Origin of the sequence: Streptomyces sp. NPDC048182, from assembly GCF_043202555.1 — a bacterium.
In the GTDB taxonomy this organism is placed as follows: Bacteria; Actinomycetota; Actinomycetes; order Streptomycetales; family Streptomycetaceae; genus Streptomyces.
Map to the genome: position 1 here is coordinate 50,211 of NZ_JBIDAQ010000005.1, position 26,549 is coordinate 76,759.

At 71.5% G+C, this 26,549-nt stretch carries 24 protein-coding genes, 1 pseudogene and 1 riboswitch; of the genes and pseudogenes, 13 read left to right on the forward strand and 12 right to left on the reverse strand.

Annotation, left to right across the window (positions count from 1 at the left end; translation table 11 throughout):
• Positions 1-72: 72 nt before the first annotated feature.
• Positions 73-265: riboswitch (cobalamin riboswitch) on the forward strand.
• A 165-nt stretch (positions 266-430) separates the two neighbouring features.
• Positions 431-2,740: a 5-methyltetrahydropteroyltriglutamate--homocysteine S-methyltransferase gene (gene metE / locus ACGFZL_RS11590; protein WP_393690651.1), complete on the forward strand. Its 2,310-nt coding sequence runs from the start codon at positions 431-433 to the stop codon at positions 2,738-2,740.
• A gap of 43 nt (positions 2,741-2,783) precedes the next feature.
• On the opposite strand, the gene ACGFZL_RS11595 is transcribed toward metE, so the two are convergent.
• Together ACGFZL_RS11595 and ACGFZL_RS11600 are read right to left on the reverse strand one after the other, a co-directional pair.
• Positions 2,784-3,929 (reverse strand): RNA polymerase sigma factor, encoded by a 1,146-nt coding sequence (locus ACGFZL_RS11595; RefSeq protein WP_393690652.1) that lies wholly within the window; start codon positions 3,927-3,929, stop codon positions 2,784-2,786.
• An 8-nt stretch (positions 3,930-3,937) separates the two neighbouring features.
• A complete protein-coding gene (locus ACGFZL_RS11600; protein ID WP_393690653.1) occupies positions 3,938-4,345 on the reverse strand; it encodes a YciI family protein in 408 nt (135 codons plus the stop codon).
• 156 nt (positions 4,346-4,501) lie between these two features.
• Between ACGFZL_RS11600 and ACGFZL_RS11605 the strand changes: the two genes are divergently transcribed.
• Positions 4,502-4,840 (forward strand): hypothetical protein, encoded by a 339-nt coding sequence (locus ACGFZL_RS11605; RefSeq protein WP_393690654.1) that lies wholly within the window; start codon positions 4,502-4,504, stop codon positions 4,838-4,840.
• 5 nt (positions 4,841-4,845) lie between these two features.
• On the opposite strand, the gene ACGFZL_RS11610 is transcribed toward ACGFZL_RS11605, so the two are convergent.
• A complete protein-coding gene (locus ACGFZL_RS11610; protein WP_393690655.1) occupies positions 4,846-6,165 on the reverse strand; it encodes a radical SAM protein in 1,320 nt (439 codons plus the stop codon).
• 145 nt (positions 6,166-6,310) lie between these two features.
• Here ACGFZL_RS11610 and ACGFZL_RS11615 point away from each other — a divergent pair, with 145 nt between their 5' ends.
• On the forward strand, positions 6,311-7,591 hold the full coding sequence (locus ACGFZL_RS11615) for an FAD-binding protein (RefSeq protein ID WP_393690656.1): 1,281 nt from the start codon (positions 6,311-6,313) through the stop codon (positions 7,589-7,591).
• Here the strand turns inward: ACGFZL_RS11615 and ACGFZL_RS11620 are convergent.
• On the reverse strand, positions 7,581-8,849 hold the full coding sequence (locus tag ACGFZL_RS11620; protein WP_393690657.1) for an MFS transporter: 1,269 nt from the start codon (positions 8,847-8,849) through the stop codon (positions 7,581-7,583). The genes ACGFZL_RS11615 and ACGFZL_RS11620 overlap by 11 nt on opposite strands.
• A gap of 71 nt (positions 8,850-8,920) precedes the next feature.
• On the opposite strand from ACGFZL_RS11620, the gene ACGFZL_RS11625 reads away from it, so the two are divergent.
• Together ACGFZL_RS11625 and ACGFZL_RS11630 are read left to right on the forward strand one after the other, a co-directional pair.
• Positions 8,921-9,523 carry a TetR/AcrR family transcriptional regulator gene (locus tag ACGFZL_RS11625; RefSeq protein WP_393690658.1) on the forward strand — a complete coding sequence of 201 codons (603 nt, stop codon included), beginning with the start codon at positions 8,921-8,923 and terminating at the stop codon, positions 9,521-9,523.
• A gap of 34 nt (positions 9,524-9,557) precedes the next feature.
• Complete coding sequence (locus ACGFZL_RS11630) at positions 9,558-9,842, forward strand: hypothetical protein (protein WP_393690659.1); 285 nt, start codon at positions 9,558-9,560, stop codon at positions 9,840-9,842.
• 56 nt (positions 9,843-9,898) lie between these two features.
• Here the strand turns inward: ACGFZL_RS11630 and ACGFZL_RS11635 are convergent, their stop codons facing one another.
• The 4 genes and pseudogenes from ACGFZL_RS11635 to ACGFZL_RS11655 all read right to left on the reverse strand — a co-directional run bounded on the left by ACGFZL_RS11635 (position 9,899) and on the right by ACGFZL_RS11655 (position 17,517).
• Positions 9,899-10,045, reverse strand: coding sequence for a hypothetical protein (locus tag ACGFZL_RS11635; RefSeq protein WP_393690660.1), 147 nt, complete (start codon positions 10,043-10,045; stop codon positions 9,899-9,901).
• 1,132 nt (positions 10,046-11,177) lie between these two features.
• Positions 11,178-11,806, reverse strand: a pseudogene (xerC, locus tag ACGFZL_RS11645) (tyrosine recombinase XerC); the annotation flags it as partial.
• Between the two features lie 359 nt (positions 11,807-12,165).
• A complete protein-coding gene (locus ACGFZL_RS11650; protein ID WP_393690661.1) occupies positions 12,166-12,999 on the reverse strand; it encodes a hypothetical protein in 834 nt (277 codons plus the stop codon).
• A gap of 81 nt (positions 13,000-13,080) precedes the next feature.
• A complete protein-coding gene (locus ACGFZL_RS11655; RefSeq protein WP_393690662.1) occupies positions 13,081-17,517 on the reverse strand; it encodes a hypothetical protein in 4,437 nt (1,478 codons plus the stop codon).
• 480 nt (positions 17,518-17,997) lie between these two features.
• On the opposite strand from ACGFZL_RS11655, the gene ACGFZL_RS11660 reads away from it, so the two are divergent.
• From ACGFZL_RS11660 to mmuM, 4 genes are all read left to right on the forward strand, one after another.
• Positions 17,998-18,420, forward strand: coding sequence for a hypothetical protein (locus ACGFZL_RS11660; protein WP_393690663.1), 423 nt, complete (start codon positions 17,998-18,000; stop codon positions 18,418-18,420).
• A 76-nt stretch (positions 18,421-18,496) separates the two neighbouring features.
• A complete protein-coding gene (locus tag ACGFZL_RS11665) occupies positions 18,497-19,081 on the forward strand; it encodes a hypothetical protein (protein ID WP_393690664.1) in 585 nt (194 codons plus the stop codon).
• 59 nt (positions 19,082-19,140) lie between these two features.
• Positions 19,141-19,686: a hypothetical protein gene (locus ACGFZL_RS11670; RefSeq protein WP_393690665.1), complete on the forward strand. Its 546-nt coding sequence runs from the start codon at positions 19,141-19,143 to the stop codon at positions 19,684-19,686.
• 45 nt (positions 19,687-19,731) lie between these two features.
• Entirely contained in the window at positions 19,732-20,649 is a 918-nt protein-coding gene (gene mmuM, locus ACGFZL_RS11675) for a homocysteine S-methyltransferase (protein ID WP_393690666.1), read from the forward strand.
• Here the strand turns inward: mmuM and ACGFZL_RS11680 are convergent.
• Positions 20,609-21,049 (reverse strand): ATP-binding protein, encoded by a 441-nt coding sequence (locus ACGFZL_RS11680; RefSeq protein ID WP_393691221.1) that lies wholly within the window; start codon positions 21,047-21,049, stop codon positions 20,609-20,611. The two genes, mmuM and ACGFZL_RS11680, sit on opposite strands and share 41 nt — an antisense overlap.
• Positions 21,050-21,161: 112 nt before the next feature.
• On the opposite strand from ACGFZL_RS11680, the gene ACGFZL_RS11685 reads away from it, so the two are divergent.
• Positions 21,162-21,980: a helix-turn-helix domain-containing protein gene (locus ACGFZL_RS11685; RefSeq protein ID WP_393690667.1), complete on the forward strand. Its 819-nt coding sequence runs from the start codon at positions 21,162-21,164 to the stop codon at positions 21,978-21,980.
• Complete coding sequence (locus tag ACGFZL_RS11690) at positions 21,977-22,216, forward strand: DUF397 domain-containing protein (RefSeq protein ID WP_393690668.1); 240 nt, start codon at positions 21,977-21,979, stop codon at positions 22,214-22,216. The genes ACGFZL_RS11685 and ACGFZL_RS11690 overlap by 4 nt, the downstream gene beginning before the upstream one ends.
• Here ACGFZL_RS11690 and ACGFZL_RS11695 read toward each other — a convergent pair.
• A complete protein-coding gene (locus tag ACGFZL_RS11695; RefSeq protein WP_393690669.1) occupies positions 22,213-23,055 on the reverse strand; it encodes an SDR family oxidoreductase in 843 nt (280 codons plus the stop codon). The two genes, ACGFZL_RS11690 and ACGFZL_RS11695, sit on opposite strands and share 4 nt — an antisense overlap.
• A gap of 97 nt (positions 23,056-23,152) precedes the next feature.
• Here ACGFZL_RS11695 and ACGFZL_RS11700 point away from each other — a divergent pair, with 97 nt between their 5' ends.
• Positions 23,153-23,710, forward strand: coding sequence for a MarR family winged helix-turn-helix transcriptional regulator (locus ACGFZL_RS11700; protein ID WP_393690670.1), 558 nt, complete (start codon positions 23,153-23,155; stop codon positions 23,708-23,710).
• On the opposite strand, the gene ACGFZL_RS11705 is transcribed toward ACGFZL_RS11700, so the two are convergent.
• Positions 23,614-25,146: a carboxylesterase/lipase family protein gene (locus tag ACGFZL_RS11705; RefSeq protein WP_393690671.1), complete on the reverse strand. Its 1,533-nt coding sequence runs from the start codon at positions 25,144-25,146 to the stop codon at positions 23,614-23,616. The two genes, ACGFZL_RS11700 and ACGFZL_RS11705, sit on opposite strands and share 97 nt — an antisense overlap.
• A 140-nt stretch (positions 25,147-25,286) precedes the next feature.
• Here ACGFZL_RS11705 and ACGFZL_RS11710 point away from each other — a divergent pair, with 140 nt between their 5' ends.
• On the forward strand, positions 25,287-25,604 hold the full coding sequence (locus ACGFZL_RS11710; RefSeq protein WP_355170976.1) for an STAS domain-containing protein: 318 nt from the start codon (positions 25,287-25,289) through the stop codon (positions 25,602-25,604).
• Positions 25,605-25,664: 60 nt separating this feature from the next.
• On the opposite strand, the gene ACGFZL_RS11715 is transcribed toward ACGFZL_RS11710, so the two are convergent.
• Positions 25,665-26,543: a LysR substrate-binding domain-containing protein gene (locus ACGFZL_RS11715; RefSeq protein ID WP_393690672.1), complete on the reverse strand. Its 879-nt coding sequence runs from the start codon at positions 26,541-26,543 to the stop codon at positions 25,665-25,667.
• Between the last annotated feature and the right edge of the window lie 6 nt (positions 26,544-26,549).

The window sequence follows — 26,549 nt, forward strand, 5'->3', positions numbered from 1 at the left end:
GCGTACCCCCGGCCCCGGAGTCCCGTCCATGTTCCCCCTCCGGCGGGCCCACCCCGTAGGGTGGCCGGTGCAGCTGGTTCGCCCCGTCCGCCAGGCGGGGTGTCGCAAGAGGGAACCCGGTGGGAATCCGGGACTGCCCCGCAGCGGTGAGCGGGAACGACCGCCGTCATACGCACTGGGTCCGACGTATGGGCCCGGGAAGCGACGGCCAGTAGGTGTCCTCCGAGCAGGAGGGCGGGCCCGCGAGTCCGAAGACCTGCCAACTGCCCGCGCGCGGACCGTTCCGTGCGCGGACATCCCGGTGACCTCGAGGGCGGGTCGGCGTACACACCAGGCAGGGCCGCGACGGCTCCGTCCGGTGCGTCGTTCCCTTCGCGTCTCTCGTCCCGTCTCCGGGATCTCAGGGATTCATCTCGCGAAGGAGATCTCCGTGACAGCGAAGTCCGCAGCCGCGGCAGCACAGGCCACCGTGTACGGCTACCCCCGCCAGGGCCCCAACCGGGAACTCAAGAAGGCCATCGAGGGCTACTGGAAGGGCCGCGTCACCGCCGACGCCCTCCACGCCACCGCAGCCGAACTGCGCCGCAACAACCGGCGCCGCCTCGCCGGCGCCGGCGTCCACGAGGTGCCCACCGGCGACTTCTCGTACTACGACCACGTGCTGGACACCACCGTCATGGTCGGCGCGATCCCCGAGCGCCACCGCGCCGCCGTGACCGCCGACGCGACGGACGGCTACTTCGCCATGGCCCGCGGCACCCAGGACGTGGCGCCGCTGGAGATGACCAAGTGGTTCGACACCAACTACCACTACCTCGTCCCCGAGCTGGGCCCCGACACCGTCTTCACAGCCGACTCCACCAAGCAGGTCGCCGAGCTGACGGAGGCCCTCGCCGAGGGCCTGTCCGCCCGGCCCGTCCTGGTCGGCCCCGTCACCTACCTGCTGCTCGCCAAGCCCGCCCCCGGCGTGCCCGCCGACTTCGAGCCGCTCGCCCTCCTCGACCGCCTGCTGCCCGTCTACGCCGAGGTCCTCGCCGACCTGCGCGCGGCCGGCGCCGACTGGGTCCAGCTCGACGAGCCCGCCCTGGTCCAGGACCGCACCCCGGCCGAGCTGAACGCCGCCGAACGCGCCTACCGCGACCTCGGCGCCCGCACCGACCGGCCCAAGCTGCTTGTCGCCTCCTACTTCGACCGGCTCGGCGACGCCCTGCCGGTCCTCGCCAAGGCACCGGTCGACGGCCTGGCGCTCGACTTCACCGAGGCCGCCGCCAACCTGGAAGCCCTGGCGGCCGTCGGCGGACTGCCCGGCAAGCGCCTGGTCGCCGGCGTCGTCAACGGCCGCAACATCTGGATCAACGACCTCCAGAAGTCCCTCGCCACCCTCGGCACCCTCCTCGGCCTCGCCGACCGGGTCGACGTCGCCGCCTCCTGCTCCCTGCTGCACGTCCCGCTGGACACCGCACCCGAGCGGGACATCGACCCGCAGATCCTGCGCTGGCTGGCCTTCGCCGAGCAGAAGACCACCGAGATCGTCACCCTCGCCAAGGGCCTCGCCCAGGGCACCGACACCATCACCACCGCACTCGCCGCCAACCGCGCCGACCTCGCCTCCCGCGCGAACTCGCCGATCACCCGCGACCCCGCCGTACGCTCCCGCGCCGCCGCCGTCACCGACGCCCGCCGCTCCCAGCCCTACACCGAACGGGCCGCCGCCCAGCGCGCCCACCTCAACCTGCCCCTGCTGCCGACCACGACCATCGGCTCCTTCCCCCAGACCACCGAGCTGCGCACCGCCCGCGCCGACCTGCGCACCGGCCGCATCGACACCGCCGGCTACGAGGAGCGCATCAAGGCCGAGATCCAGGAAGTCGTCTCCTTCCAGGAGACGACCGGCCTCGACGTCCTCGTGCACGGCGAGCCCGAACGCAACGACATGGTCCAGTACTTCGCCGAGCAGCTCACCGGCTACCTCGCCACCCAGCACGGCTGGGTCCAGTCCTACGGCACCCGCTACGTCCGCCCGCCCGTCCTCGCCGGCGACATCTCCCGCCCCGAGCCGATGACCGTGCGCTGGACCTCCTACGCCCAGTCCCTCAGCGACCGCCCCGTCAAGGGCATGCTCACCGGCCCCGTCACCATGCTGGCCTGGTCCTTCGTCCGCGACGACCAACCCCTCGGCGACACCGCCCGCCAGGTCGCCCTCGCCCTGCGCGACGAGGTCACCGACCTGGAGACGGCCGGCACCTCCATCATCCAGGTGGACGAACCCGCACTGCGCGAGACCCTGCCACTGCGCGCCGCCGACCACCCCGCCTACCTCGCCTGGGCCACCGAGGCGTTCCGGCTCACCACCGCCGGCGTCCGCCCGGACACCCAGATCCACACCCACATGTGCTACGCCGAGTTCGGCGACATCGTCCAGGCCATCGACGACCTCGACGCCGACGTCATCAGCCTGGAAGCCGCCCGCTCCCACATGCAGGTCGCCCGCGAACTCGCCGCCCACGGCTACCCGAGGGAGGCCGGACCCGGCGTCTACGACATCCACTCCCCCCGCGTCCCCAGCACCGAGGAAGCCGCCGCCCTGCTGCGCACCGGCCTCAAGGCCATCCCCGCCGAACGCCTGTGGGTCAACCCCGACTGCGGCCTCAAGACCCGCGGCTGGCCCGAGACCCGCGCCTCGCTGGAGAACCTGGTCACCGCCGCCCGCACCGTCCGCGCCGAACTGCCCGCCTCCTGACCGGAGGCCCCCGGCGCCGGCCTGCCGGGCACGCCGCTCGCCGTCAGCCCCGTCGCAGGGCGTTGAGGCGGGCGGCCTGGCGGGTCAGGTGGTCGCGTTCGGCGAGGTCGGGGGCGTGGTGGGCGGCCTCGGCGTAGAGCCGGGCCGCCGTCGCCGGATCGCCGGCGCGTTCGTGGAGGTGGGCCGCGACCGCGGCGAACCGGGGCAGGGCGGGATCGAGGGGCGCGAGGGCGGCGAGGCCCGCGCCCGGCCCGTCCGCCTCGCCGACGGCCACCGCGCGGTTGAGCCGGACGACCGGGTTGCCGGTCAGGCGGGTCAGCTCGTCGTACCACTCCACGATCTGCACCCAGTCGGTCTCGGCGGCGGTCGGCGCGTCGGCGTGCAGGGCGGCGATGGCCGCCTGGGCCTGGAACTCGCCCAGCCGGTCGCGGGCGAGGGCCGCCTGGAGGATCACGACGCCCTCGGCGATCGCGCGGGTGTCCCACCGGCCGCGGTCCTGCTCGGCGAGCGGCACGAGGCCGCCGTCGGGCGTGGTCCGGGCGGCGCGCCGGGCGTGGTGGAGCAGCATCAGGGCGAGCAGCCCGGCCGCCTCGGGGTGGTCGACGCGGGCCGCGAGCTGCCGGGTGAGCCGGATGGCCTCGGCGGCGAGGTCGACGTCGCCGGAGTAGCCCTCGTTGAAGACCAGGTAGAGGACGCGCAGCACGGTCGCGACATCACCGGGCCGGTCGAACCGCACACCGGAGACCGTCCGCTTGGCACGGCTGATGCGCTGCGCCATGGTCGCCTCGGGCACCAGGTAGGCCCGGGCGATCTGGCGGGTGGTCAGGCCGCCGACCGCGCGCAGCGTGAGCGCGACGGCGGAGGACGGGGTCAGGGAGGGGTGGGCGCACAGGAAGTAGAGCCGGAGCGTGTCGTCCGCCGCGGGGGCCGGACCGGGCGCCGGCTCCTCCTCGTGGCGGTCCTCCCGCCGGCGCCGAGCGGCGTCGGCCCGCGTCGCGTCGAGGAACCGGCGCCAGGCCACGGTGACCAGCCAGCCCTTCGGATCGCGCGGCGGCTCGGCGGGCCAGACGCGCACCGCCTCGACCAGCGCGTCCTGCACCGCGTCCTCGGCCGCCGCGAAGTCGGCTCCGCGGCGGACGAGGACGGAGAGGACGCCCGGCGTGAGGCCGCGGAGCAGTGCCTCGTCCATGGCAGGGGTCACTCCGTGATGGTGGGCGGCGCGGCCATGATCCGGCGTACCTCCAGCCACTCGTGGATCGGCCGCCCGCCGGCGCCGGGGGCGGCGGACAGCTCCCCGGCCAGTGCGACGGCGCGCTCGTGGGTGTCGACGTCGATGACGATCCAGCCGGCGATGAGGTCCTTGGTCTCGGCGAACGGGCCGTCGGTGACCGGCGGGCGCCCCTCGCCGTCGTACCGGACCCACTCCCCCTCGGGGACGAGCCCCTGGGCGTCCACGAACTCGCCGGTCCCCTCCAGCTTCGCGATGAAGTCGTGCATGTACCGCATGTGCGCCGCGACCTCCTCCGGCGTCCACTGGTCCATCGGCACGTCGCACCGGGCGGGCGGGGCGCCGCGGTAGTGCTTGAGCAGCAGGTACTTGGCCATGGTGTCGCTCCCTCGCTGACGCGCCCATTGTGGTCGCACTCACCCCGGGGACGGAGCCGGACACGGGTTCTCGACATCGCGGGCGCCGTGCCGAACGCGCGGCGCGAGTCGGGCGTCATAGGGACGACACCGCGGTGCACCGCCCCGAGGAGAGCCATGCCATCACCCACGCGTGCCGTCGGTCTGCTCATCGCCCTCACTGCCCTCGCCGCCCCGCTCGCCACCGCCTGCGGCACCGCGGCGGAGGACGCCCCCGCACCGGCTCGGCCGCCGAGGCGCAGTCACGTGCCCGGCGTGTGGCGGCTGCCTGGCGACTTCGTCCTGCGCGGTCCGCTGCCGGCGGCGGCGCGAGGGGCCTACGCGGAGCCGGCGCGGGGCGGCGGGGCCGACGGGCCGCGCCTCATCGTCACCGGGGTGCGGCCGGGGCGGCCGGTCGGGGCGCGGGTGCTGCTCGACGCGTTCACCGGCCGGCCGGTGTCACCCGGCCCGGGGTGACCGCCTCACACCTCCACGCGGGCGTCCGCCGGGAGGCTGTCCATGAAGGAGCTGACCGAGAAGACCGCGTTGCCGGCGCCGGGCGGGCCGTAGCCGGGGGGCGAGGAGAGGCCGTACTCGTCCATCGTGTTGCGGTACGCCTCGAGCAGGCGGATGTGGTACTCCAGCGGCGCGCCGTCCGGGTTGGTCTTGCCGAGCGGGGTGGTGGGCTCGGGGCACCAGGTGGTGAAGCGGGGCGTGATGCCGTGGGACATGAAGAAGCGCAGGCCCTCGGTGGTGGAGGCGATCGCCTCGTCGACGGTCTTGAAGCCGAAGGGCTCGGCCATCTCCACGCCCGCGACGAAGTTCGGGATCACGTTGCGCGCGCCGAAGACCTCGGTGGAGTCGAGGATGCGCCTGTGCCACTCGTCGCGGCCGACGTAGCGCTCCTTGCCGGGGCAGTACATCTTGAACAGGTACTCGTCCCACACCTCGTAGTTGGGGTGGTAGATCTGCACGCCGTAGTCCTTGAAGCGCTGCACCGCGTCCTTGGGCAGCGCCTGGGCGACGACCTTGCCGATCCAGCGGCCCGGGAAGTGCTCCTCGATGGCCTTGGCATAGCGCCCGTAGAAGTCCGCCTCGTCCAGGCCCTGCACCTTCGAGGTGATGGCGCCGCCGGTGAGCGTGTAGGCCGTGGAGACCTTCGCGGTGTCGTACGTGTTGATGATGTCCAGCGCCTCGAGGACCTCGTCGACGTCCTTGACGCCCGTGTACGGCCGGCCCGCCGCCTTGTGCTGGCGCCAGTTGTGGTTGATATCGCAGTACTGGCACTCCTCCTTGGCGCCGAAGTACTGGCAGACGCGGAAGGCGGTCAGGTAGATCAGGTAGCCCCACTGGATGGTGGGGGCCACCTCCATGACCGACTTGCCGTTGGACAGCTTGTGCCGGTAGTACTCCGGCATCGGCGGCACGCCGACGTCGGAGATGCGCCGGCCGTCGAGGTAGAGGCCGAGCTGGCCGTCCTCGGACGCGGCGACGCGGTAGGGCGAGGCCGGGTTCACCCGCACCGAGACCACCGTGCGGCGCAGGTCGTAGGGGCCGCCGGTGAGGATGATCTCCTCGGGCGGGCGGCGCAGGGCGGCCTCGCCCAGCTCCGGCAGGGTGCCGTGGTCGAAGGAGAAGATGAAGTACGACTTCGGCTTGACCTCGCCGTCCTCGTTGTCGCTGAGCGCCGAGGCGTCGAAGGCCACCCCGCCGCGGAGCAGGTCCTCCTTGAAGACGGCCTCCCGCGGTACGTGGGGAAAGCGCTCCATCAGATCCTCGACCAGCGCGGTGCGGCTGCCCATCCCGAATCTCCTCCCGGCTCAGGCGTTCGACTTCTCACGGTATGCCCCCGGCCACCCGTCTCCGCGCCCGGGGCCCCCTCAGCACGCCGGGTAGATTTCCGGCCAGAGGGCGGCCGGTCCTCGTGGATCTCGGGAGGGGCGCGGCATGACCGACACCGGTGTGGGCGGGCGCAGGGCCGACGGCGTGACCAACTGGGCGGGGAACATCACCTACTCGGCGGCCGAGATGGCGCTGCCGGGGTCGGTGGACGCCCTGCGGGAGCTGGTGGCGGGCAGCGCGCGGGTGCGGGTGCTGGGCAGCGGTCACTCCTTCAACGAGATCGCCGAGCCGGGCCCCGGCGGCGTCCTGCTGTCGCTGGCGGGCCTACCGGCCGAGGTGGACGTGGACACCGCCGCCCGGACGGTACGGGTCGGCGGCGGGGTGCGCTACGCCGAGCTGGCCCGCCGGGTGCACGCCCACGGGCTGGCGCTGGCGAACATGGCGTCGCTGCCGCACATCTCGGTGGCCGGCTCGGTGGCGACCGGCACGCACGGCTCGGGGGTCGGCAACGGCCCGCTGTCCTCGTCGGTGCGGGCGGTGGAGCTGGTCACGGCAGAGGGGTCGATACGCACCCTCACCCGCGGTGACGAGGGCTTCGGCGGCGCGGTGACCTCGCTGGGCGCGCTCGGCGTGGTGACCGCGCTCACCCTGGATCTGGAGCCGGCCTACGAGGTGGCGCAGCACGTCTTCACGGAGCTGCCGCTGGCCGGCCTGGACGAGGCGGCCTTCGCGGCGGTCATGGGCGCCGCCTACAGCGTGAGCCTGTTCACGGACTGGCGGGCCCCGGGCTTCCGGCAGGTCTGGCTCAAGCGCCGCACCGACCAGCCGCCGGCCGACATCCCGTGGGCCGCGCCGGCCACCGAGAAGCACCACCCGGTGCCGGGCATGCCCGCGCTCAACTGCACGGAGCAGTTCGGCGTGCCGGGGCCCTGGCACGAGCGGCTGCCGCACTTCCGGGCCGAGTTCACGCCCAGCAGCGGCGCCGAGTTGCAGTCGGAGTACCTGCTCCCCCGCAAGCACGCCTTGGCCGCGCTGCACGCCCTGGACGCGGTCCGGGACGCGGTCGCGCCGGTGCTGCAGACCTGCGAGGTGCGCACGGTGGCCGCCGAGGAGCAGTGGCTGGGACCGGCGTACGGGCGGGACTCGGTGGCGGTGCACTTCACCTGGATCGCGGACACGGCGGCGGTGCTGCCGTCCGTACGGCGGGTGGAGGCGGCCCTGGAGCCGTTCGCGCCCCGCCCGCACTGGGGCAAGGTCTTCGCGACCCCGGCGGACGAGCTGCGCGGGCGCTACCCGCGGCTGGCCGACTTCCGCGCGCTGGCCGGGGCCCTCGACCCGGCGGGCAAGTTCACCAACGCGTTCGTGCGCGGGGTGCTCACCGGCTGACCCGACCCCTTACGGGCGTGAGGAGGGCGGCGCCGGCGATCAGGACGCAGGCGCCGCCGGCCACCAGGGCCACGGGGGCCGTGCCCTGGTGCTCGGCGGCCCAGGTGAGGACGGCCGCGCCGATGGGCGCCGCCGAGTACTGGAGCGTCCAGAAGGCGGAGGTGACCCGGCCCAGCAGGTGCTCCGGGGTCACCTCCTGCCGCAGGGACATCGAGCAGGTGCCGGCCATGCCGACACACCCCAGGAAGGCCCCGGCCAGTACGGCGACGACGGCCACGGAGCCGGTCCGCCCCATCCCGACGAACGCCAGCCCGCACACGGCGACCGACCCGGCCCAGGTCCACCCGAAGCCGAGGCCCCGGCGGACCCGGGCGACCAGCAGCGAGCCGGCGATGGTGCCGACGGCCCCGGCTGCCATGACCGTGCCGACCGTGCCGTCGCCGAGGCCCAGGTCGTGCTTGAGGTGGTAGATGACCAGGTCGTTCAGGCCGAGGGTGAGGAAGCTGAAGGCGCACAGCAGCACGGTGAGGGCCCGCAGCACGGGGTGCCCGTACAGGAAGGCCACCCCGGCCCGCAGGTCCGCCCAGAGCCCCGGCCGCTTCTCCGGGGCCTCGTCGGCGGGCCGGGCCCGGAAGCGCACCAGGAGCAGGCAGGCGGCCGAGACCCCGAAGCTGCCGGCGTCCACGCCGACGGCGGCGGCCGGTCCCACCCAGGCGGCCACGACGCCGGCGCACAGCGGGCCCAGGACGCCGGCCGCGGCGGCGGTGGCGTTCAGCCGGCCGTTGGCCTCGGTGAGCTGGGCGGTGCCGACCAGGGAGCGGACGGCGGTGACGTAGCCGACGGCGAAGAACATGCCGACCGCCTCGCACACCGGCAGCACCGCGTACAGCACCCACAGGTGCGGGCCGGACAGCCAGACCAGCGGGATCGCGCCGTACAGGACCAGGCGCACCAGGTCGCAGCCGATCAGCAGCCGGCGCCGGTCGACCCGGTCCACGACGGTGCCGGCGAACACCGCGGCCAGCACGGCGGCGACGCCGCCGACGGCGGTGAGCAGCCCCATCCGGGCCACCGACCCGGTGGCCCGGAGCACCAGCAGGGGCAGGGCGACGAGCGAGAAGGAGTCGCCGAGCACGGAGAGGGTCTGGGCGGCCCAGAAGACGCCGAAGTCCCGTTGCCGCCACAGCGGACGCCCCTTCGCCGTGCCCCTCTCGGGAAGCCGCCCCCGCTCCGCACGCCGTTCGCCCGTCCCACCCATCGCATTAGCATGAGCCCGGCCCACCCGGTCCGACCAGTCGTTTACCTTCCTGCCTTGATGAGAGGTGCCTCATGCCCCGCGCCGGCCTCACGACCGACCGCGTCGTCGCGGCCGCCGCCGAACTCGCCGACGAGGGCGGGTTCGAGAAGGTCACCGTCTCCGCGCTGGCCCGCCGCTTCGGGGTGAAGGACGCCAGCCTCTACACGCACGTCCGCGGCCTGGCGGACCTGCGCGTGCGGCTGGCACTGCGGGCCTCAGCCGAGCAGATCGAGGAGATCGCGGAGGCGGTCGCGGGCCGGGCCGGCCGGGAGGCGCTGGCCGCCTTCGCGGGCGCGTACCGCTCCTACGCCCTGCGCCACCCCGGCCGCTACGCCGCCACGCAGATCCGGATCGACCCGGCCCTGGCCGCCGACTCCCCCGTCATGCTCCGCACCGCCGAGATCACCTACGGCATGCTGCGCGCCTACGACCTCACCGAACCCGACCTGACCGACGCGGTCCGCCTGCTCCGCAGCACCTTCCACGGCTACTGCGCCCTGGAGGCGTCCGGCGCGTTCGCGGCACCGCGCGAGGTGCGGGCGTCCTGGGACAAGGCGGTGGAGGCGCTCCACCTGGCCCTGACGCACTGGCCGCGCGAGACGGCCTCCGAGACCATTACGATGCCGGTCGACTGAGGCCCCTGCGGGGGCCCGGGAGGGGGGAGACGGAATGGTGGACGACATCGCCTTCGCCGTGGGGTGCGTCCTCACAGCGGCGGGCTGTTGCTCGGTCCTCGCCGGATGGACGCCGCCCTGGCTGCGGAACGTCACCCGGCCCCGGCTCTTCGGCGTGTGGTCGCTGTGCCTCGGCCTCTTCTGCGTCACCCAACTACCGGTGCTGCGCGACGGCTTGGTCCGACTGGGTGCGTCCGGCGTCGACGCCCGCATCGCCCTGCTGCTCGTCTCGGCGACGGCGCTGCTGCTGGCGCACGGGAGGACCCGCGGTTTTCGATAGGTCCCGCGGGGGCCGCAGCTCAGGGCTCGAAGACGCTCAAGGAACGGGCCAGACACCTACGCGGCGACCGGCGCCCCCAGCGACACGCTCTTCGAACCCACCGGTGCCGACATCGACGCCCAGACCGTCACCGAGTACGACGGCGCCGCCCGCAGCACGGCCAGCATCTTCAAGGTCGCCGGACAGGAGAAGTACCGCGCCACCTACACCTACGGCGGAGACCGGGTCAGCGTCGACCCACCCAACGGCCAGACCCCGACGACCACCCTCACCGACGGCCGCGACCGCACCATTGAGCTGCGCCAGTATGAGGGCGACAGCCCACTGCCCACCGGCACCGGCTACACCGCGACCACCTACGGCTAGACCCCGAGCGGCCAACTGAACAAGGTCACCGACACCGCCGGCAACATCTGGACCTACGGCTACGACCAGCGAGGCCGCAAAACCAAGGCCGTCGACCCCGACACCGGCACCGCCACCTACACCTACACCTACGACGAACTCGACCGCCCCACCTCGGCCACCGACGCCCGCGGAAACACCACCACCACGGTCTACGTGCGGTGCCGAGAAGTCCGGCTACAAGGATGGGCACTGGACTGGTGACCACAACCCGCCGAATAAGCTCTCCCCGAATGATCCATGGACTCTGTATCCGCACTGCAAGACGTGTTCCAAGCAGCAGGGTGGAGTCGTGCGAACGCTCCTCAAGGAGTACTACGACTTCCCGGCGTGGAAGCCGAGACAATAGGTGGATTCGATGATGCTTTTCGCCTCGTGTACGACAAGATTCGCGCACGGTCTGGTTGTTGCTGCCGCACCCGGGAGCGCCGACAACCACGCAGGCTGGGACGCGGCTGCTGATGTAGTGCACGGTGGTCCGGACTCCTTGTTCATCGCGGTGCAGCAAGCTGCCAGTGGTCCGGTGTCGGTCCAATGCGTGCAGGGGCCTTACCAGCCGAGTGGAAAGGTCCTTGTGTACTCAGGGTTTCTGACTCTCCCCGAGGCGTCCCTCGAAGTTTCGGATCCGAATGAATCTGTGAGACTGCTGATTCCCGTTCCGAATATAGAGAATCGGGTCGACGTCTACGGAGACGGAACCGATGAGCCTGATGAGGTAGTCATCGTTCTGACGGGCGATGAGTCGTGGTGATCTACAAACTCTGACAGAGGGGCTCTACCGATAAGTCGGACGGCACGATAACTTCTCATCTGCGCGTGACGCCCTTCGTCTTTGCGTAGCGGTGAATCGCCCCATCTCAAAGCGCAAGAAGCCCCGCCGGATTTCTTTCCGGCGGGGCTTCTTGGGCGCTCGACGGCAACGGTGACGGCTAGCAGGGTGGCGGTGGAGTGGCAGAGGTCGTGGAAGCGGCTGCGCCGGAGTCCGGCCCGGTTGAGGAAGCTGCAGAAGCGGCGGGTGAGGTTGGCCGGGTCGAGAGGCCGTCCGGTCGGCGAGGTGAAGGCGAGGCCGCTGTCGCTCCAGGCCGACCCGGCCTGCCCCCGCTCCCTGTCCTGCCGCTCCTGTGCTCCTTGAGGGAGTAGAGGCATTCGGTGGGAGGGACGATGCGGCGTTCGGAGGCACGGGTTTTGGTGTGCAGGACGGTCAGGCCGCCGGTGCGGGTGCGCTGGAGGGAACGGTGGACGCTGGCGGTGCCGCCCTCGAGGTTGAGGTCTTCCCAGTGGAGGCCGAGGAGTTCGCCCTTGCGGAGTCCGGTGCGTAGGGCGAGTTCGTACAGCGCGTGCAGCCGGTCACCGCTGGCTGCCTGGAGGAACTGCCGGGCCTCGCTCGCCGTGAAGGGTTGGAAGCGCCGGGGGCGGGGCGCGGGGGTCTCGACGTTCCGGGCGACGTTGCGAGGCAGGTCGTCTTCGCGAACAGCGTGTTCCAGGGCGGACTTGAGCACGGAGTGGACGTAGGTCACGGTCCTCGGTGACAGACGCTTGTCGCAGCACTGGCCGATGGCGTATGTCGTCGCGTCGATGCGGCGCGAGGTGTCGCCGAGCACAGCGTCCTTTGCCGTATCTCCCGTTCCCCAGCGCTCGAAGACGTTCGTCACGTCCTGCGGCAACGCGATCTTCGGCCGGTGCGGTCGGCGAGGGCAGGGGGTACTTGCTCCCGGTGTCGGCGGCGGCGATCTCGGTGAGGAGCGGCGCTTCACAGTGGACTCCCCGTGAGACAGAACTCCGGTCACGGGCACGGACGCCATCGGCCGGGTTGCTGGTTTCGCCAGAGCGAATCTTCGACACATCCGGAGTCTCCCCGAAGGCGGCGCCCGCTTGCGTGCGGGACCCGTCGGTTTGCCTTGCAGCAGTCGCCGCTCCCTCACGAGGCGTCGGGAAGGCGCAGGGCGTCGTACTTCGGGTTGGGTTCCTTGCGTACCGCGTCGGGGGACGTGGAGGCGGAGAGTTCGCCGGGGCAGCCCTGGGGTGGGTAGCCCGGTGCGTTGCGGACCTTGTAGTAGGCGCAGACCAGTCGGGCCTCGGCCGGGCCGGCGGTGTGGGGCAGCATTCGGGGTTCGCCGCAGGCGGGGCAGGGGGTCTGGGGGTGGAGGAGCACCCTGGGCTCGGTGAACACGTGGGGCAGCCGGGCTGCTGTCACGGCGGCCCTGGGGAGGGACAGCCCGTAGTGGTCGCCCAGGATGCGGTAGACGTCCGTCGTGCCGGTGTCCTGGGACGCGTCGTCCCGGAAGACGCCGTGGGGGTACGCGAGGAAGCCGGCCTCCGCGACCAGGCGCCGACTCACCGAGTGGTCGACCTGGTCGGTGCCGTTCTCCGCCAGTGTCCACTCGGTCTCGCCGCCCACGGTCACCGTGACGGCCGGGGGGTCCATGGTGGTGTCGAGGATGTCCACGACGGTGTGGCGGGCCCTGAGGTCTCTGCCGGGCGCCAGCCGGTCGTCGCGGTGTCCGACCTCGGGCGTCTCCAGGGCGAACGACCAGCCGTCGGCCGCTTCGCCCACCATCGCCCAGTCCGGCAGCTTCGACGACCCGGGCCCGTGGAAGAACTCCCGGGCCCCGGGCGTGTCCGCGTCGATGAGCGTGCCCGGCTGCGCGCCCAGGTGGACCGCGAGGGCTTCGGGGGTGATCCCCTTCACCATGGTGAGGGAGTAGCCCTCCCGGCCCAGTGCGTCGTCCAGCCACGCTATTCCGTCGTTCATGACTGGAAAGCCTAGCCTGGCGCCGTCACGCCACAGGGGCCCGGCCGTGGTGGCCGGGCCCCTGCTCATGTCATCAAGCGGTCACGAAGGACGCTTGGCTTCGAGCCAGTAGTTGTCCCCCTCGAGGACTCGGTTCTGCTTGCGCCAGCTCGGCATGTAGCTCATGGACTGGGTGTTCTGGTTGTTCGACATGCTGGAGCGTCCGCACGGCTCGGTCCAGGTCGGGACGTGGTAACGCGGGTCGGGCTGGAGGCTCCACCGGCCGTTCGTGCCACGGATGGCGATCGTGTTCAGGCATTCGTCACCCGATGTGACCTGCTTCAGGTTCTTCCCGCCCCAGCCCTTCGGTGTCGCGGCGCTCTGGTAGCTCGCCGCGAAGGGGAACTCGTCGCAGCTCGGCTTGTCGGCGGCGCTGGAGCTGAGTTCGGGCGACAGCGTCGCCAGCGGGTTGCGCACCCACGCTGTGGGGCAGATCACGCCGCGGTTGTAATCGACGATGCTCTGCTTGCTGGTGGGGGGATCGGGCACGAGGACGTCGTCGGTCAGGAAGGTCAACGGGGTCTCGCCCCGCAGCCCGTAGTGCCCGGGCAGCTTGTTCTGGACCAGCCAGGCGTGCGCGGCAGCCGCCGGGAACTTCTTCTCGTTCATGACGTACGTCGGCCTGTAGTGGCTGAAGACGCAGCCCGGAGTGGCCTTCACGTCGCGGTCGCACCGGACGTCGAGTTCCACCTTCTCAGCCGTCAGCGGGTTGCTGGTCTGACCGTCCGCGCTTCCCTTGACCGTCAGGTACGGGACGATCAAGCCCTCGGATTCGGTGGTGTTGTTCCACCTGATCTTCTGAGTGACCGTGGCCGTGTGGAAGTCGCCCGTGACGAAGGTCTTCGATCCGCTCCACACGGGGGTCTGCTTCTCGCAGTAGCCGCGGCAGTCGAAGTCGATGTCCAGGGTGATCGCAGGGATGGAGATGGACTTCAGCTTGACCGACACGGTCTGGGTGAACGTGTCACTGTCCGGGTCGAGTTGGAACTCGTGCCGTAGGTCGAAGCTCGCCTTCGGCGTGCCGGTCGTCGTCGCGTGGAACAGCAGTTCGTCCCCGAGGCACGCCTCGGTCCGGGTGAAGTCCATGGACTTCGTTCCGATGGAGCAGCTCAACGAGGCCGTGGTGGCCACCGAACCGGCCGACGCCTTGGCGGACTTGGGCTTCGTCTCCGGCGTCGACGTCAGACGCAGTCCCTCCGACCCGGTCGCGGACCGCGCGGCACCGGAGGCGGTGGGCAGCTCACTGAGGTAGCTGCCCGAGATGCTCTGGGGCGGCTCCACCGGAGCCGGGTCCGGGGCGGTGATGTCCGGGTCGCCGAAGGTCAGGTCCGCGGGTATGCCGGAGTAGTCGCCGGGTACGAACGCGATGGCGTCGAAGGCGATGTCCGCGGACCCGTCGCCGCCGTTGAAGTTGTGCAGGCTGACCTCGGGGGTCATGCCGTCGAAGAAGTACGCGCCGAGATCCACCCACTTGTTGGACTGGTTGGCGCTCTGGTCGATCGCCTTCACCGTCTCGCCGGCCGCGTGCTTGATGCGGTACTCGGCCTTCGAGGTCTGCGCCCCGTGGTCGGGGACGAAGGCGTAGACCTTGGCCTGGCCCCGGTAGTCGGTGATCTGCTTGCCGAGCTTCCAGGTGCCGGTCACCTTCATCCGGTCACCCGGCGGCGGGTAGGACTCCGGGGAGCGGGTGTGGGTGAACCAGAAGTGGTTGCCGTAGCCGGCGCCTATCTGATGGGTGTCGATCTTGCCGGGATAGGTGGTGACGTTCTGCCCGGTCTCCGAGTCCGTGACGGTGGACGGCTGGTACGTGAGTGTGAAGGTGCCGTCCGACTTCGCGGCTCCGCAACCGCGTGAGCTCGCGCCCGCCGGCGTCGTGCCGTTGGGGATGTCGTCGACGACCAGGGCGTTCGACGGCAGGCCGGTGCTGCACTTCGGCGGGTAGGAGGTGCCGTCGGGCTGTTCCGGGTAGCTGGTGTTGAACCGGTGCACCTGGTGGCCGCACGCGGCCTGCTTGACGCAGTCCTTCCACTGCGCCGACTTGTCCCACCAGCAGTGCAGCCAGTGGGGGTTGGTGTCGCTGTCGCCGGCGTCGAGCTTGCAGGCGCCCTGGCCGGGGTCGTTGGAGTCGTTGTCCCCGATCTTGGACGGGTCGCAGTCGTTGGACGCGTCGCAGAAGGTGTCCGTCGGCGGCTTCACCAGGGCGCGTTGCGCGTCGCTGTTCCACCAGGCGGCCAGGTAGCCGGGCTTGAAGTCGTTGACCCCGAACATGGCCGAGATCGGGCGGGCGGCCCAGCCCAGCACCTTCTCCTCGTACGGCCAGTCCTGCGGGTGCGCGGCGTGGGAGTAGTCGTCCAGGTGCGGGTCGGTGGCGTGCTGGAGGAAGGGGACCCGGTTGGCCTTCCACAGCGGGTTGGCCGGGTTGTTGGTCCAGCCGAGGCCCTTGTGCCCGGCGGAGTCGGCCGCCTCGTAGAGACCGGAGTTGTACGCCCACAGGGCGAAGAACCAGTTCTCGATCCACTGCGGGTGGCCGTCGTTGACCTTCATCTCCTGGCCGTGGAGATCGTTCCACTTGCGGGAGAGGATGGTCACGCCGTAGGCGACGTTGGCGGCGTAGTCCAGCGCGACCGCTTCCTGCGTGGCGGGCGGCAACGCCGTCTCGCCCTCCTTGGTCTTGCCGGCGAGCCGCATACCGTCGGTGGCCTGCGTGATGCCGTAGCCGCAGTCCGCCTCGGAGAAGTTGATCCGCCAGGGGTCGGCCTGGTCACCGTCGGCGGTGTACTGGGTGCCGTAGTAGTTGCCGATGAGGCTGTTCGACGTCACGCCGGGCACGGCGAAACGCGTCGCCTGCCACATGTTGGACTCCTGCGCGGTGACGCCGAGCATGACCTGCGAGGGTATGTGCCAGCGGTCGGTGACGTCCGGGTCCTCGTTGTCGAGGTGGCCGTTGGGGTCGCCGGCCAGGGTGATCGGCGGGAACAGCCCCTGCGGGGTGTAGGAGTCCATGCCGGTGTTCTTCCAGTTCGCCGGCCGGGCGACGTGCAGTTCACCGACGACGGCCTGGTCCACGGCCCATTCCACCTGGCGCGGGGTCGGCTGGAACGCCTGCTTGCGCACGTCGTTGCGGGCCACCGCGCAGTAGCGCTCGTCGGTGCCCTCGCTCGGCCCGGTCGGCGACGCCGCCGCCGCCACCGCTCGGGTGCGCAGCGTCTGCGCGGACATGCCCTTGCCGGCCGACGCCTTCGCACCGGTGGGGACGCCCAGCGCCGGGGAGGGCTTGGTGCCGGCCGCGGTCCGTTCGGCCGACAGCTGTGGCGTGGTGTCCAGTTCGGTGTGCTTGCCGGTGGCGACGATGTCCAGCGCGATCCGCGCGTCGCGGGCCTGCTCGGCCTCGTCGGGCGTGATCAGGCTGGTCTTGCCGTCCGCCCAGGACGTCGACACGCCCGCGTGGCCGAGGCTCGTCATCCGGGCGCCCTTGGCGAGGTGCCCCGGGTTCTTCACCGAGCCGGGGAGGGTTCCCTTGCTCTTGGCCTTGCCCGTGAGGAACACCGTGCCGCCGGGGGTGGCCGACAGGTCCCAGTCAGCGAGTCCGCCCTCGGCCACCGTCCGCGGAGTGGTCCGCTTGCCCTTGACCTGGGCGCTGTCCAGGTGCTTGGCCCAGGACTTGGCCTTGGTCTTCGCGGTGTCGACGTCCCGGTCGATGAAGGTCACGCCGTCGCCGCTGTCGGCCGCGATCTGGAACGGCACGTGCTTCGTGGTGGCGAGGACGGTCTCCCGCTGCCCGTTGATACGGACGAGCTTGTTCCCGTGGCCGGCGACGATGCCGTGCCGGGTCGGGACGGCCGAGGTGACCTGCCCCGGGAAGGCCACCGGCTGGGACTCCTCGCCGGTCACCGCGTCCACGGTGATCAGGCGGGTCCGCTGCTCCTTGTCCCCGTCGTGGCTCAGCTGGGTGAACACCACATCGTCCCCGGTGCCGCAACCCGGGGAGAAATAGGCCAGCGACGCGGTGAACGGGAGCTTGGTGACCTTGCCGGTGCCCAGTTCGACGACGGCGGTGAACGCGCCGCGCACCATCAGCTCGGGGTTGTTGGTGAAGGTCCGGGGCGCGTAGGCGACTGCCGCGTACTTCCCGGAGCCGGTCACACAGGTGTTGCCGATCCAGGTGTCCGAGTCGAAGCCCTCTTCCCGCAGGGTGGCCACGGTGGTGAAGTCGTAGCCGTCCTTCTCCTTCGCGGCCAGGACGTGGAAGCCCGTGCCGTCACCCGAGGTGGACAGGGCCACATCCTTGGACGAGGAGTAGGAGTCGCCCAGGACCGCGGCCCGGTCCGCTGTGCCGACCTCACGCGGTCTGTGCGTGGACTTCGGCAGACTCCTGCCGCCTTGGACGGCGTTGTCGGGGACCTTCGGCCCCTGGGCCTGAGCCTGAGTGGAGGCGGACAGCGACGAGGCGAGCATCGCCGTCGCAGCCGCTATCACCACCGCATATCTCTTATGTCTTTTGCGCACGGTGAGTGCTTCCTCTTCATGTTCTTCATCGAGACTCCGCGCATCCCGCGTCGTCGCCGCGGGACGGGGTGGGTGGCGGCCAGAACACGCCGAAACACCCTCGTCGTTGACGTGATCATTAGATCATCATCACTTCTCCCCGAAGAGGGACATTCCGTGATGTTGCCGACGATCACAACTTCATCTCATTGACGGGACGTCAGGCAGATGGGACGTCAAGTGCCCTTTTTGCAGCCCAAGTTGGGAAGCACTTATTGACGACTTGAACGTGGAAGCCCGAAGGGATGAGTTGACAGGGCACCTACAATTTGCTTACAGTCTCCACCGCCGCCACCTGCCGCACCGTCAGAGTTCCTTCCAAAGGGACTCTCACCGACGTGCTCCCCCCACCGAGTGGCCACCCTTCACGTATTGCCAATTCCTCGCGGCAATCCCCACTCTCGGGAGAGAAGAATGAACAGGATCGTCAAGGCTTTCAGCGTCGGCGCGGCGGCCATCGCCTTCACCGTCGGGGCCGCGGTGAACAGCGAAGCGGTCAGCCAGGACGGAGTCGCCTACGCGCGACCCGTCGGCGGGGACATCCCGGCCAAGGCTGCCTTCAAGGCCTACGGTGAGATCTTCAGCATCTACGACCTGAAGTCTGACGGCCACTCCGGAATCGGCGTTCTGAGCTACGGCAGTGCAGCCAGCACCTACTACTACTGGAACCATGACGGTGCCGGCACGACCCGCAAGGTCGACCTGGAGATCGCCGAGGGGACCCCGCTCGCCCTCTGGTCCTGCCTGGGTGACTTCCAGGGCTCCGCGACCGGCGGCATCAAGTGGGACTCCGGCTGCAACCCGAACACCGATGTCCCGGAGCACGCCTGGGCCTGATCCGATCAGGCGCTGAGGAGCAGGCAGATCACCGAATCTGCCTGCTCCTCATTGTCCGACCTTTACAGAGGATGAAATGTTGGGAATCAAACTCAAGCGCGGCGTCGCAGGGTGGGCATTGGCGATGACCGTCTTGGGCGTCGGGTGCTCGAGCCATGCTGCGGCTGACAAACAGACCGCGCCGACTCACAGCACTACGGCGGCCCTGCGTCCCGACAGCCTGACGGCAAAGATTCGCAGCGAGATCAAGAACAACGTCGGCTTCTCAGTTCGAGACGCCACAGACCTCGGTCGCACCGTCGATCTGCAGCATCTGGAATTCTGGCGCTTTTGCTTGTCCAGAAAGGGAAAAGCTCCGGACTCGGTCGATCTTGGGGCCGTAACGTATGAGGAGAAGTGCCCAACCCGCTGGAATGCGCACGTCGCGGCACTCAAGACGCCCCGGGTCACGAAGCAGAGTTTTGAGGGCGCGTATTACACCCTGCTCAAGAAGGGGTACAACAGCCGTTTCATCGAGGTGTTCGGGAGCGACGGCAAGGTTGCTGAGCAAGACCTTTCCGGCGTCCACGGGCAGGTCTGCGAGCAGGAGCCGCGGGCCGGGAGCCCCTTCGAGCCTTCCGGAAGCGTCAAGCTGCACGTAACAGCCGCCGCCTGTCGGTGATTTGGCTTGCGCACGGGGTATCGGGACGCTCACCCGGCGGACCGACCCGGAAGGTGACGATGACCACCGTTGAACGGCACGAGACGAGGCCCACTCGGCCCAAGCGCAAGTGGCGGGACAGTCTGTGGGCCGTCGGCCTGATCGCGCTGATCGTGGGCGTGGCGGTCCGACTCGTCATGAACGGCATGTCGGCCTGGCCGTCCGCCGTCGTCGGAGCGGTCGGATTCGCCGCGTGGTGGGTGTTCCTGATCCGCCGGCGCCGCAAGCACGACGCCCGGCTCACGGGAGCCCCCCAGAACGACATCCCCGGGCTCGAACGGCAGATCCTCAAGGGCAAGGAGCCGCCGCAGGACCAGGAGCAGCGCCACGAGCTGGCGGTGCTCGTCGACTCCCGTCAGCGGAAGCTGCGCCGCAACCGGTGGTGGGCGCTGCCGCTGCTGGCCGTGATCTTCTTCGGCACGGCCGCCCTGATGTTCGCCACCAGTTCGGCCACCGCCGGCGGCCTGTACCTCGCCTTCGCGATCGTCTTCATGGGCTGGATGACCTGGTACCACTTCCACCACGACCGCCGCCTGACCCAGATGCGGCAGCGCCTCCAGGGCTGAGCGGCGGGCGAATGCGTCCGCCGGCTGTCGGGGTAGCGTCGGGGTATGCCCAGCGATCTGGCCGCCGCCCTCGCCTCCGGCCGTCCCCTCGTCCTCGACGGCGGTCTGTCCAACCAGCTGGAGTCGGCCGGGTACGACCTGAGCGACGCGCTCTGGTCGGCCCGGCTGCTCGCGGACGATCCCGAGGCCGTCCTCGCCGCGCACCTCGCCTACTTCGCGGCGGGCGCGGACGTCGTCATCACCGCCAGCTACCAGGCCACCTTCCAGGGCTTCGCCCAGCGCGGCATCGGCCACGACCGCGCCGCCGAGCTGCTCGCCCGCAGCGTCGCCCTCGCCCGCGAGGCCGCGCGCCTCGCGCCGCCCACCAACCGGCCCCGCTACGTCGCCGCCTCCGCGGGGCCCTACGGCGCCATGCTCGCCGACGGCTCCGAGTACCGGGGGCGCTACGGCCTCACCCGCGCCGAACTCGAACGATTCCACCGGCCCCGCCTGGAGGCCCTCGCCGCCGCCGCGCCCGATGTGCTGGCCCTGGAGACCGTCCCCGACGCCGACGAGGCGGCGGCCCTGCTGCGCGCCGTGCGTGGGCTCGGCGTCCCCGCCTGGCTCTCCTACACCGTCGCGGGCGACCGCACCCGCGCCGGGCAGCCCCTCGCCGACGCCTTCGCCCTCGCCGCCGACGCGGACGAGATCATCGCCGTCGGCGTCAACTGCTGCGCCCCCGCCGACGCCGACCACGCCGTCGCCCTCGCCGCCCGCGTCACCGGCAAGCCGGTCGTCGTCTATCCCAACAGCGGGGAGAGTTGGGACGCGGGGGCGCGCCGCTGGTCGGGGCGGTCCAGCTTCACGCCGGACGCGGTGCGGCGGTGGCGGGAGGCCGGGGCTTCGGTGATCGGCGGGTGCTGCCGGATCCGGCCGGCGGAGATCAGTTCAGTCGCCCGGGTGCTGGCCGCGCCGCCGCGCTGAACTCGCACCACACCACCTTGCCGGGGCTGCGCTCCCCCACCCCCCACTTGTCCGCCAGCTCCGACACCAGCAGCAGCCCGCGTCCGCTCTCGCCGGGCTCCCTGCCCCGCGCCTGCGGCACCGCCGGTACGCCGTCACCGCTGTCGTGCACCTCCACGCGCACGCCGTCGCCGTCGCCGTACGGCAGCAGCCGCAGCAGGAAGCCGCGGCCGGGCGGGACGCCGTGCAGCAGCGCGTTGGTCGTCAGTTCGCTCACGCACAGCAGTACGTCGTCGGCCCGGCCGTCCACCTCCCACGCCGACAGGGCCTCTCGCGCGAAGGCGCGGGCGGCGGGGATGGACTGGCGCTCCCTGCGGTAGAAGCGCTCGCGGGGTGACGGGGGTGGAGTTTGGGTGTTCACGTGACGAGAATCACGCTGCGTGGTCATGATGGGACAGTGCGCGCACCCGTACATCACGTCTGTACGGGTGCGCGACGGTGAAGGTACGGGCGCCGGTGGGGAGTTCAACCGCATGGGTACCAAGGCACGGAGGAACGCCTCCGCGATGAAGATGGTGGGCTCGTTGCTCGCCCTGTATCGGCACAAGGCTGGCTATACGCAGCGGTCGTTGGCCGAGCACTTCGCCATCAGCGAGCAGTTGATCGCGTCCATCGAGCAGGGCCGACGCCCGCTGAAGCCGGATCTGGCCGAGCGGTTGGACGAGTTCCTGCAGACCGGCGGTGCGTTAGCCGTTGCGGTGAGCGAGATGCCGGAATCGGACATGATTCCGTTGTGGGCCGAGGAGTTCGTCGACAGGGAGCAGGAGGCCATCGCGATCTCCTCCTACGAGAACCAGGTGCTGCCCGGCCTGCTTCAGACGGAGGCGTATCAGTGGGCCGTGTTCCGCAGCCGGGTGCCCGTCTACGACGAGGACACCGTCGCCCTGTTGGTAGAGGGGCGTGTGGACCGCCAGGCGATCCTGCACCGTGCGGAGCCGCCCATGACCTGCTTCGTCCTGTGGGAGCCGGTACTGCGGGCGCCGATCGGTGGACAGGAGGTCCGGCGTGAGCAGCTCCGCTACCTGCAAGCGTGCTCGGAGCTGCCCAATCTCATGCTGCAAGTCCTCCCTCTGACCCGGACAAGCCACGCGTCCCTCGACGGCCCGTTCGTCCTGCTGGAGACCCCTGACCACCAGCGGCTCGCTTACACGGAGAACCAGCGCGGAAGTCAACTGATCGCTGACCCCGATGAGGTGGCAATCTTGACTCAGAAGTGTGCAATGCTGCGGTCACAGGCCCTCACCCCCGAGGACTCGAGGGACCTGTTGGACCGTCTTCTGGGAGAGGCATGAGCGGCACCACACATACGTGGTTCAAGTCGAGCTACAGCGGCAGCGAAGGCGGCAACTGCCTCGAAGTCGCCTACCACTGGCGCAAGTCCAGCTACAGCAGTGACGAAGGCGGCCAGTGCGTGGAAGTAGCCGCCCACTCCACCGCGATCCACATCCGCGACTCCAAGAACACCACCGCCCCCCACCTCACCGTCACCCCCGCCGCCTGGACCGCCTTCCTCACCCCCCTCTCCTAGCGGAAGTCCGCCGCGTGCTCCTCGGCCCACCGGGCGAACGCCCGGGCCGGGTGGCCAGTGAGCGCCTCCACCGTGGACGTCGTCCCCACCGGCGCGTCCACATTGCCCTGCCACATGTCGAGCAACGCCTCCGCGAACTCGTCCGGCACATATCCGGCGACCCCCCGCTTCCACGCCTCGCGGCTGACCGCGTTGACGCCGAGGGGGCGGCCCGTGGCCAGGGCGATGTGGGCGACCTGTTCGCGCAGCGTGAGGGTGTACGGGCCGGTGAGGTGGAAGGCCCGAGTGCCGTGCTCCGCAGGGGCGTTGAGTACAGCCAGCGCAGCCTCCGCGAGGTCCGTCTCGTGGAGCGGGGCGCCCTGTGACTCCGGGTAGGGCAGGTCGACCCGCCCCGTCGCCGTGAGGGCGTGCGACCACTGGAGGGCGTTGCCGGCGAAGTCGCCCGGGCGCAGGAACGTCGCGGGGACGGGCCCGGCCGCGAGGGCGTTCTCGACGGTGGCGTGGTGCGCGGCGAGGGGGTCGTCTGCGGCGCCGGGCGCGAGGACCGACGAGGACGAGAGCAGCACGATGTGCCGTACGCCCGCCTCGGCGGCCTGCGCGACGAACGCGTCGGCCTGGGACTCGGCGGCGTAGAGGAAGACCTGGTCCACTCCGGCGAGCGCGGCCGGGAAGGTGGCCGGGTCGGAGAGTGTGCACGGCACCGTGGTGACGCCGGTCGGCAGCGCCAGTGCCTCGGGTTTGCTGGAGGCGGCGCGGACGGGGTGGGTGCCCTGGCGGACCAGGAGGTCGATGAGGGTGCGGGCGACGCGGCCGCGGGCGCCGGTGACGAGGATCGTCATGGGAGCGAAGTCCTTTGCAGGGTCGTAAGATGGGCGGTACGCACATAGTGTGCGGCGCAATATGTGTGTCACGCAAGCTAATACCGAGAGGTGCGGCATGTCCGACCGCGAGGAGCTGCTGAGGCAGGTCGCCGACGAGTCCCGGCGGCACTACGCCTCCTGGACGCTGTTCAACCAGAAGATGGCCGACCGGCTCGGCCTGCACCCGACCGACGTGCAGTGCCTCAACCTCCTGGACCTGGAGCCCGAGCCGCTCACCACTGGCCAGATCGCCGCCCTGACCGGGCTGACCCCCGGTTCCGCGACCCGCCTGGTCGACCGCCTCACCAAGGCCGGTCTGGTGGAGCGCCGGGCCGATCCGGCCGACCGCCGCCGCACCCTGGTCGCCCTCGCCCCCGGCGCCCTGTCCGGGCTCGGCGACGCCTGGGAGGCCCCGGGCAACGCCTACGACGACCTGCTCGCGACCTTCGACGACGGTGAACTCGCCACCATTCGCACGTACTTCAGGCGGGTCGGCGCCCTGGGCCGCGCCCAGTCCGACCGTCTGACCGCCGAGGCTCAGGCCGCCCGTGAGGGCCACGCGCGCCAGGACAGCGAGCGCGCGAGGGGCTCGGCCGACCAGAGCGCCAACTCGCCGTCCCGCGGCCCGTACTGAACCCGCTCCGGGCCCCCGTCGAAGACCCGCACCGGATGCGTGCCGGCGTCCCACGCCTCCCAGCCGGGCGAACCGCCGGCGGCGAAGGCGACCCACGCCCCGTGCATCGCGTCGGCCAGGGACTGCGGGGCGTCGTCCCCGGCGAGCTTGCGCGAGTCGGCGACGGTCCCGGTGTCGAAGACGAAGCCCAGCTCCAGGGCGTGGCAGGCGCCGAGGTCGGGGAGGTTCGACGGCCAGGCGAACTCGTAGACGTAGGACGAGCCGGGGCGCGCGTCGGCCAGGCGGTGCAGCGGCACGCGGAGCAGGTGGTCGGTGACGAGCTGGCCGACCGTCTCGGCCGTACCGGCGCGGGGGTGCAGGGCGCGGTAGCCGCGCACGACGTCCGTACCGCAGTGGCAGCGGGCGCGGGCCCCGGCGAGGGCGACGCCGCCGAGGCGGTCGACGCGGTCGAGGAGGCCGCCGGGGACGAGCCAGAGGCGGTACTCGTCGCTGGTCCAGCCCATCATGAGGTCGACGTCCCGGGCCGCGTCCCCGGCGAGCAGGGCCGCCAGCGGGTCGCGCGGCACCACGTCACCGTCGACCACGAGGCCGAAGGCGGGGCCGCCGAGCACCGGGCTGCTGAACCGGCCGACCTCCGCCTGGGCGCGCAGCAGCGCGGCGCGGTCGGCGGCGGCGAAGGCGTGCGCCGTGGCGGGGATCTTGAGGCGGGCGGCCATGCGGCGCACCATGCGCCGTACCTTGTCGCGCTCGGCGACCTCGGGGGCGCCGCTCTGGAGCACGGCGCGCCGGACCAGGCCCTGGGCCTGCGGGGCGGCGAGCAGCGCGCCCACGCTGATGGCGCCGGCGGACTGCCCGGCGACGGTGACCTGGTCGGGGTCGCCGCCGAAGGCGGAGATGGCGTCGCGCACCCACTCCAGGGCGGCGATCTGGTCGCGCAGCCCGGCGTTGGCGGGGGCGTCCGGGAAGAGGCCGTAACCCTCCACGCCGAGCCGGTAGTTGACCGAGACGAACACGACGCCGTCGCGGGCGAAGGTGCGGCCGTCGTAGACGGGGACGGCGGAGGAGCCCCTGGTCAGGGCGCCGCCGTGCAGCCAGACCAGGACGGGGAGGCGGGCGCCGGGGGCGGGCTCGGGCGTCCAGACGTTGAGGTTGAGGCAGTCGTCGCCGGGGACGGCGGGGTCGGAGAGGTAGCGGGCGAAGGCGTCGGAGTACGGCGGCTTCGGGGCGGTCGGGCCGAAGGCGAGCGCGTCGCGGACACCGGTCCAGGGCGTGGGCGGCACGGGCGGGCGGAAGCGGTGCTCTCCGACGGGCGGGGCGGCGTACGGGATGCCCCGGAAGGCGGCGACGCCGTCCGCCTCGTAGGCGCCGCGCACGGACCCGTACGGGGTCCTGACCACCGGGCCCGTCCGCTGTTCCGCCGTCTCCTCGGCCACCATGTGCTCACCAGCCCTTCGACGCGCTGCCGCACTGTGCAGGGCACAGCGCCGGTTCGTCCGGCGATATTCCTTCGCCGATGGGGCCGAAGCGCGCGACAATGGGGACGAAACCGCGCAGCACAGGGCACAGGGAGGCTCCCGTGACCACCGATCCCGCCCCCGTCCGGATCGCCGAGGCCGACGCCACCCACGCCGACCTGGCCTTCACCGGCGTCCTGGACGCGCACGCGCTGCGCCTGCTCGAGGAGCTGCTCCTCGACCCCCGGCTGCGCCGTACCGGATCGTGGATCCTGGAGATGAGCGCGCTGGAGCGCATCGACCTGGCCTGCGCCTTCGGCCTGCTGCGCGCGGTCACCCGGGCCCCCGACCCGGCCGCGGTCACCATCCACGGCGCCCGCCCGGCCGTCCACCGCACCCTGCGCGACGCGGGCATGGACACGGTGGCCCGCTTCGACTAGCGGTGGCCGCCGGTGACTGCCGATCACCACCGGTGTCCGGGCGGTCCGGCAGCGACCTTGTCACGGTGCGGAGACCGCGGCCAGATAGGCGCGGACCGCTCCCGAGGTCTCGTCCTGGCGGCCCACGACCAGCACGTCCGGGCCCGTCGGCGCGTCGCGCAAGGGACGGTAGGTGAGGTCCGGGAGGGTGATGCGCTCCGTGGCCGTGGGGACGAGAGCCACGCCCACGCCCGCCGAGGCGAGGGCGAGGACGCCGAGGGTGCTGCCGACCAGGCGGAGCCGCGAGGGGTCCTCCTCGGGGGCGGGCCAGAGCCGGGGCACGACGGTCTCGTCCTCCTCGCGGCCGGCGAAGACGATGAGGTCGTGGGCCCGCAGGTCGGCGAGGGCCACCTCGTCGGCGGAGGCCAGGTCGTGGTCGGAGCGCAGGGCGACGGACAGCCGGATGGGTGCCCGGCGGACGACGTGCAGGCCGTCGGTGTCGCCGACGCCGAGGTCGGGGCAGTAGCCGATGTCGAGCACGCCGTCGCGCACTCCCCGGAGCTGGGCGGCGGGCGCCAGCTCCGTCAGGGTGAGGTCGACGCGGGGGCGCGTCCGGCGGAAGGCGCGCATGTCCTCGGGCAGGACGCCCTGGAGGACCGCGACGCCGGAGAAGCCGATCCGCACCGCGCCCGTCTCGCCGCGCACCGACCACCGGGCGGTCTCCAGGGCCCGGTCGGCCTGCGCCAGGGCGCGGCGGGCCTCGGGCAGCAACTGCTCGCCGGCCTCGGTCAGCTCGACACGGCGACTCGTCCGGCTGAACAGGAGCCCGCCCACCTCGCGCTCCAGGGCCTGCACCTGGCCGCTGAGGGTGGACTGGGTGACATGCAGCCGGCCGGCGGCCCGGCCGAAGTGCCGCTCGTCGGCGACGGCGACGAAGTAGCGCAGGTGCCGCAGCTCCATCGGCCG

Excerpts from the sequence above, each read along its gene's own strand:
- ACGFZL_RS11595 (WP_393690652.1), bottom strand. The coding sequence starts at position 3,929 with ATGGACGAGGCACTGCTCCGCGGCCTCACGCCGGGCGTCCTCTCCGTC.
- ACGFZL_RS11600 (WP_393690653.1), bottom strand. The coding sequence starts at position 4,345 with ATGGCCAAGTACCTGCTGCTCAAGCACTACCGCGGCGCCCCGCCCGCC.
- ACGFZL_RS11605 (WP_393690654.1), top strand. The coding sequence starts at position 4,502 with ATGCCATCACCCACGCGTGCCGTCGGTCTGCTCATCGCCCTCACTGCC.
- ACGFZL_RS11610 (WP_393690655.1), bottom strand. The coding sequence starts at position 6,165 with ATGGGCAGCCGCACCGCGCTGGTCGAGGATCTGATGGAGCGCTTTCCC.
- ACGFZL_RS11615 (WP_393690656.1), top strand. The coding sequence starts at position 6,311 with ATGACCGACACCGGTGTGGGCGGGCGCAGGGCCGACGGCGTGACCAAC.
- ACGFZL_RS11620 (WP_393690657.1), bottom strand. The coding sequence starts at position 8,849 with ATGGGTGGGACGGGCGAACGGCGTGCGGAGCGGGGGCGGCTTCCCGAG.
- ACGFZL_RS11625 (WP_393690658.1), top strand. The coding sequence starts at position 8,921 with ATGCCCCGCGCCGGCCTCACGACCGACCGCGTCGTCGCGGCCGCCGCC.
- ACGFZL_RS11630 (WP_393690659.1), top strand. The coding sequence starts at position 9,558 with ATGGTGGACGACATCGCCTTCGCCGTGGGGTGCGTCCTCACAGCGGCG.
- ACGFZL_RS11650 (WP_393690661.1), bottom strand. The coding sequence starts at position 12,999 with ATGAACGACGGAATAGCGTGGCTGGACGACGCACTGGGCCGGGAGGGC.
- ACGFZL_RS11660 (WP_393690663.1), top strand. The coding sequence starts at position 17,998 with ATGAACAGGATCGTCAAGGCTTTCAGCGTCGGCGCGGCGGCCATCGCC.
- ACGFZL_RS11665 (WP_393690664.1), top strand. The coding sequence starts at position 18,497 with ATGTTGGGAATCAAACTCAAGCGCGGCGTCGCAGGGTGGGCATTGGCG.
- ACGFZL_RS11670 (WP_393690665.1), top strand. The coding sequence starts at position 19,141 with ATGACCACCGTTGAACGGCACGAGACGAGGCCCACTCGGCCCAAGCGC.
- mmuM (WP_393690666.1), top strand. The coding sequence starts at position 19,732 with ATGCCCAGCGATCTGGCCGCCGCCCTCGCCTCCGGCCGTCCCCTCGTC.
- ACGFZL_RS11685 (WP_393690667.1), top strand. The coding sequence starts at position 21,162 with ATGGGTACCAAGGCACGGAGGAACGCCTCCGCGATGAAGATGGTGGGC.
- ACGFZL_RS11690 (WP_393690668.1), top strand. The coding sequence starts at position 21,977 with ATGAGCGGCACCACACATACGTGGTTCAAGTCGAGCTACAGCGGCAGC.
- ACGFZL_RS11695 (WP_393690669.1), bottom strand. The coding sequence starts at position 23,055 with ATGACGATCCTCGTCACCGGCGCCCGCGGCCGCGTCGCCCGCACCCTC.
- ACGFZL_RS11700 (WP_393690670.1), top strand. The coding sequence starts at position 23,153 with ATGTCCGACCGCGAGGAGCTGCTGAGGCAGGTCGCCGACGAGTCCCGG.
- ACGFZL_RS11705 (WP_393690671.1), bottom strand. The coding sequence starts at position 25,146 with ATGGTGGCCGAGGAGACGGCGGAACAGCGGACGGGCCCGGTGGTCAGG.
- ACGFZL_RS11715 (WP_393690672.1), bottom strand. The coding sequence starts at position 26,543 with ATGGAGCTGCGGCACCTGCGCTACTTCGTCGCCGTCGCCGACGAGCGG.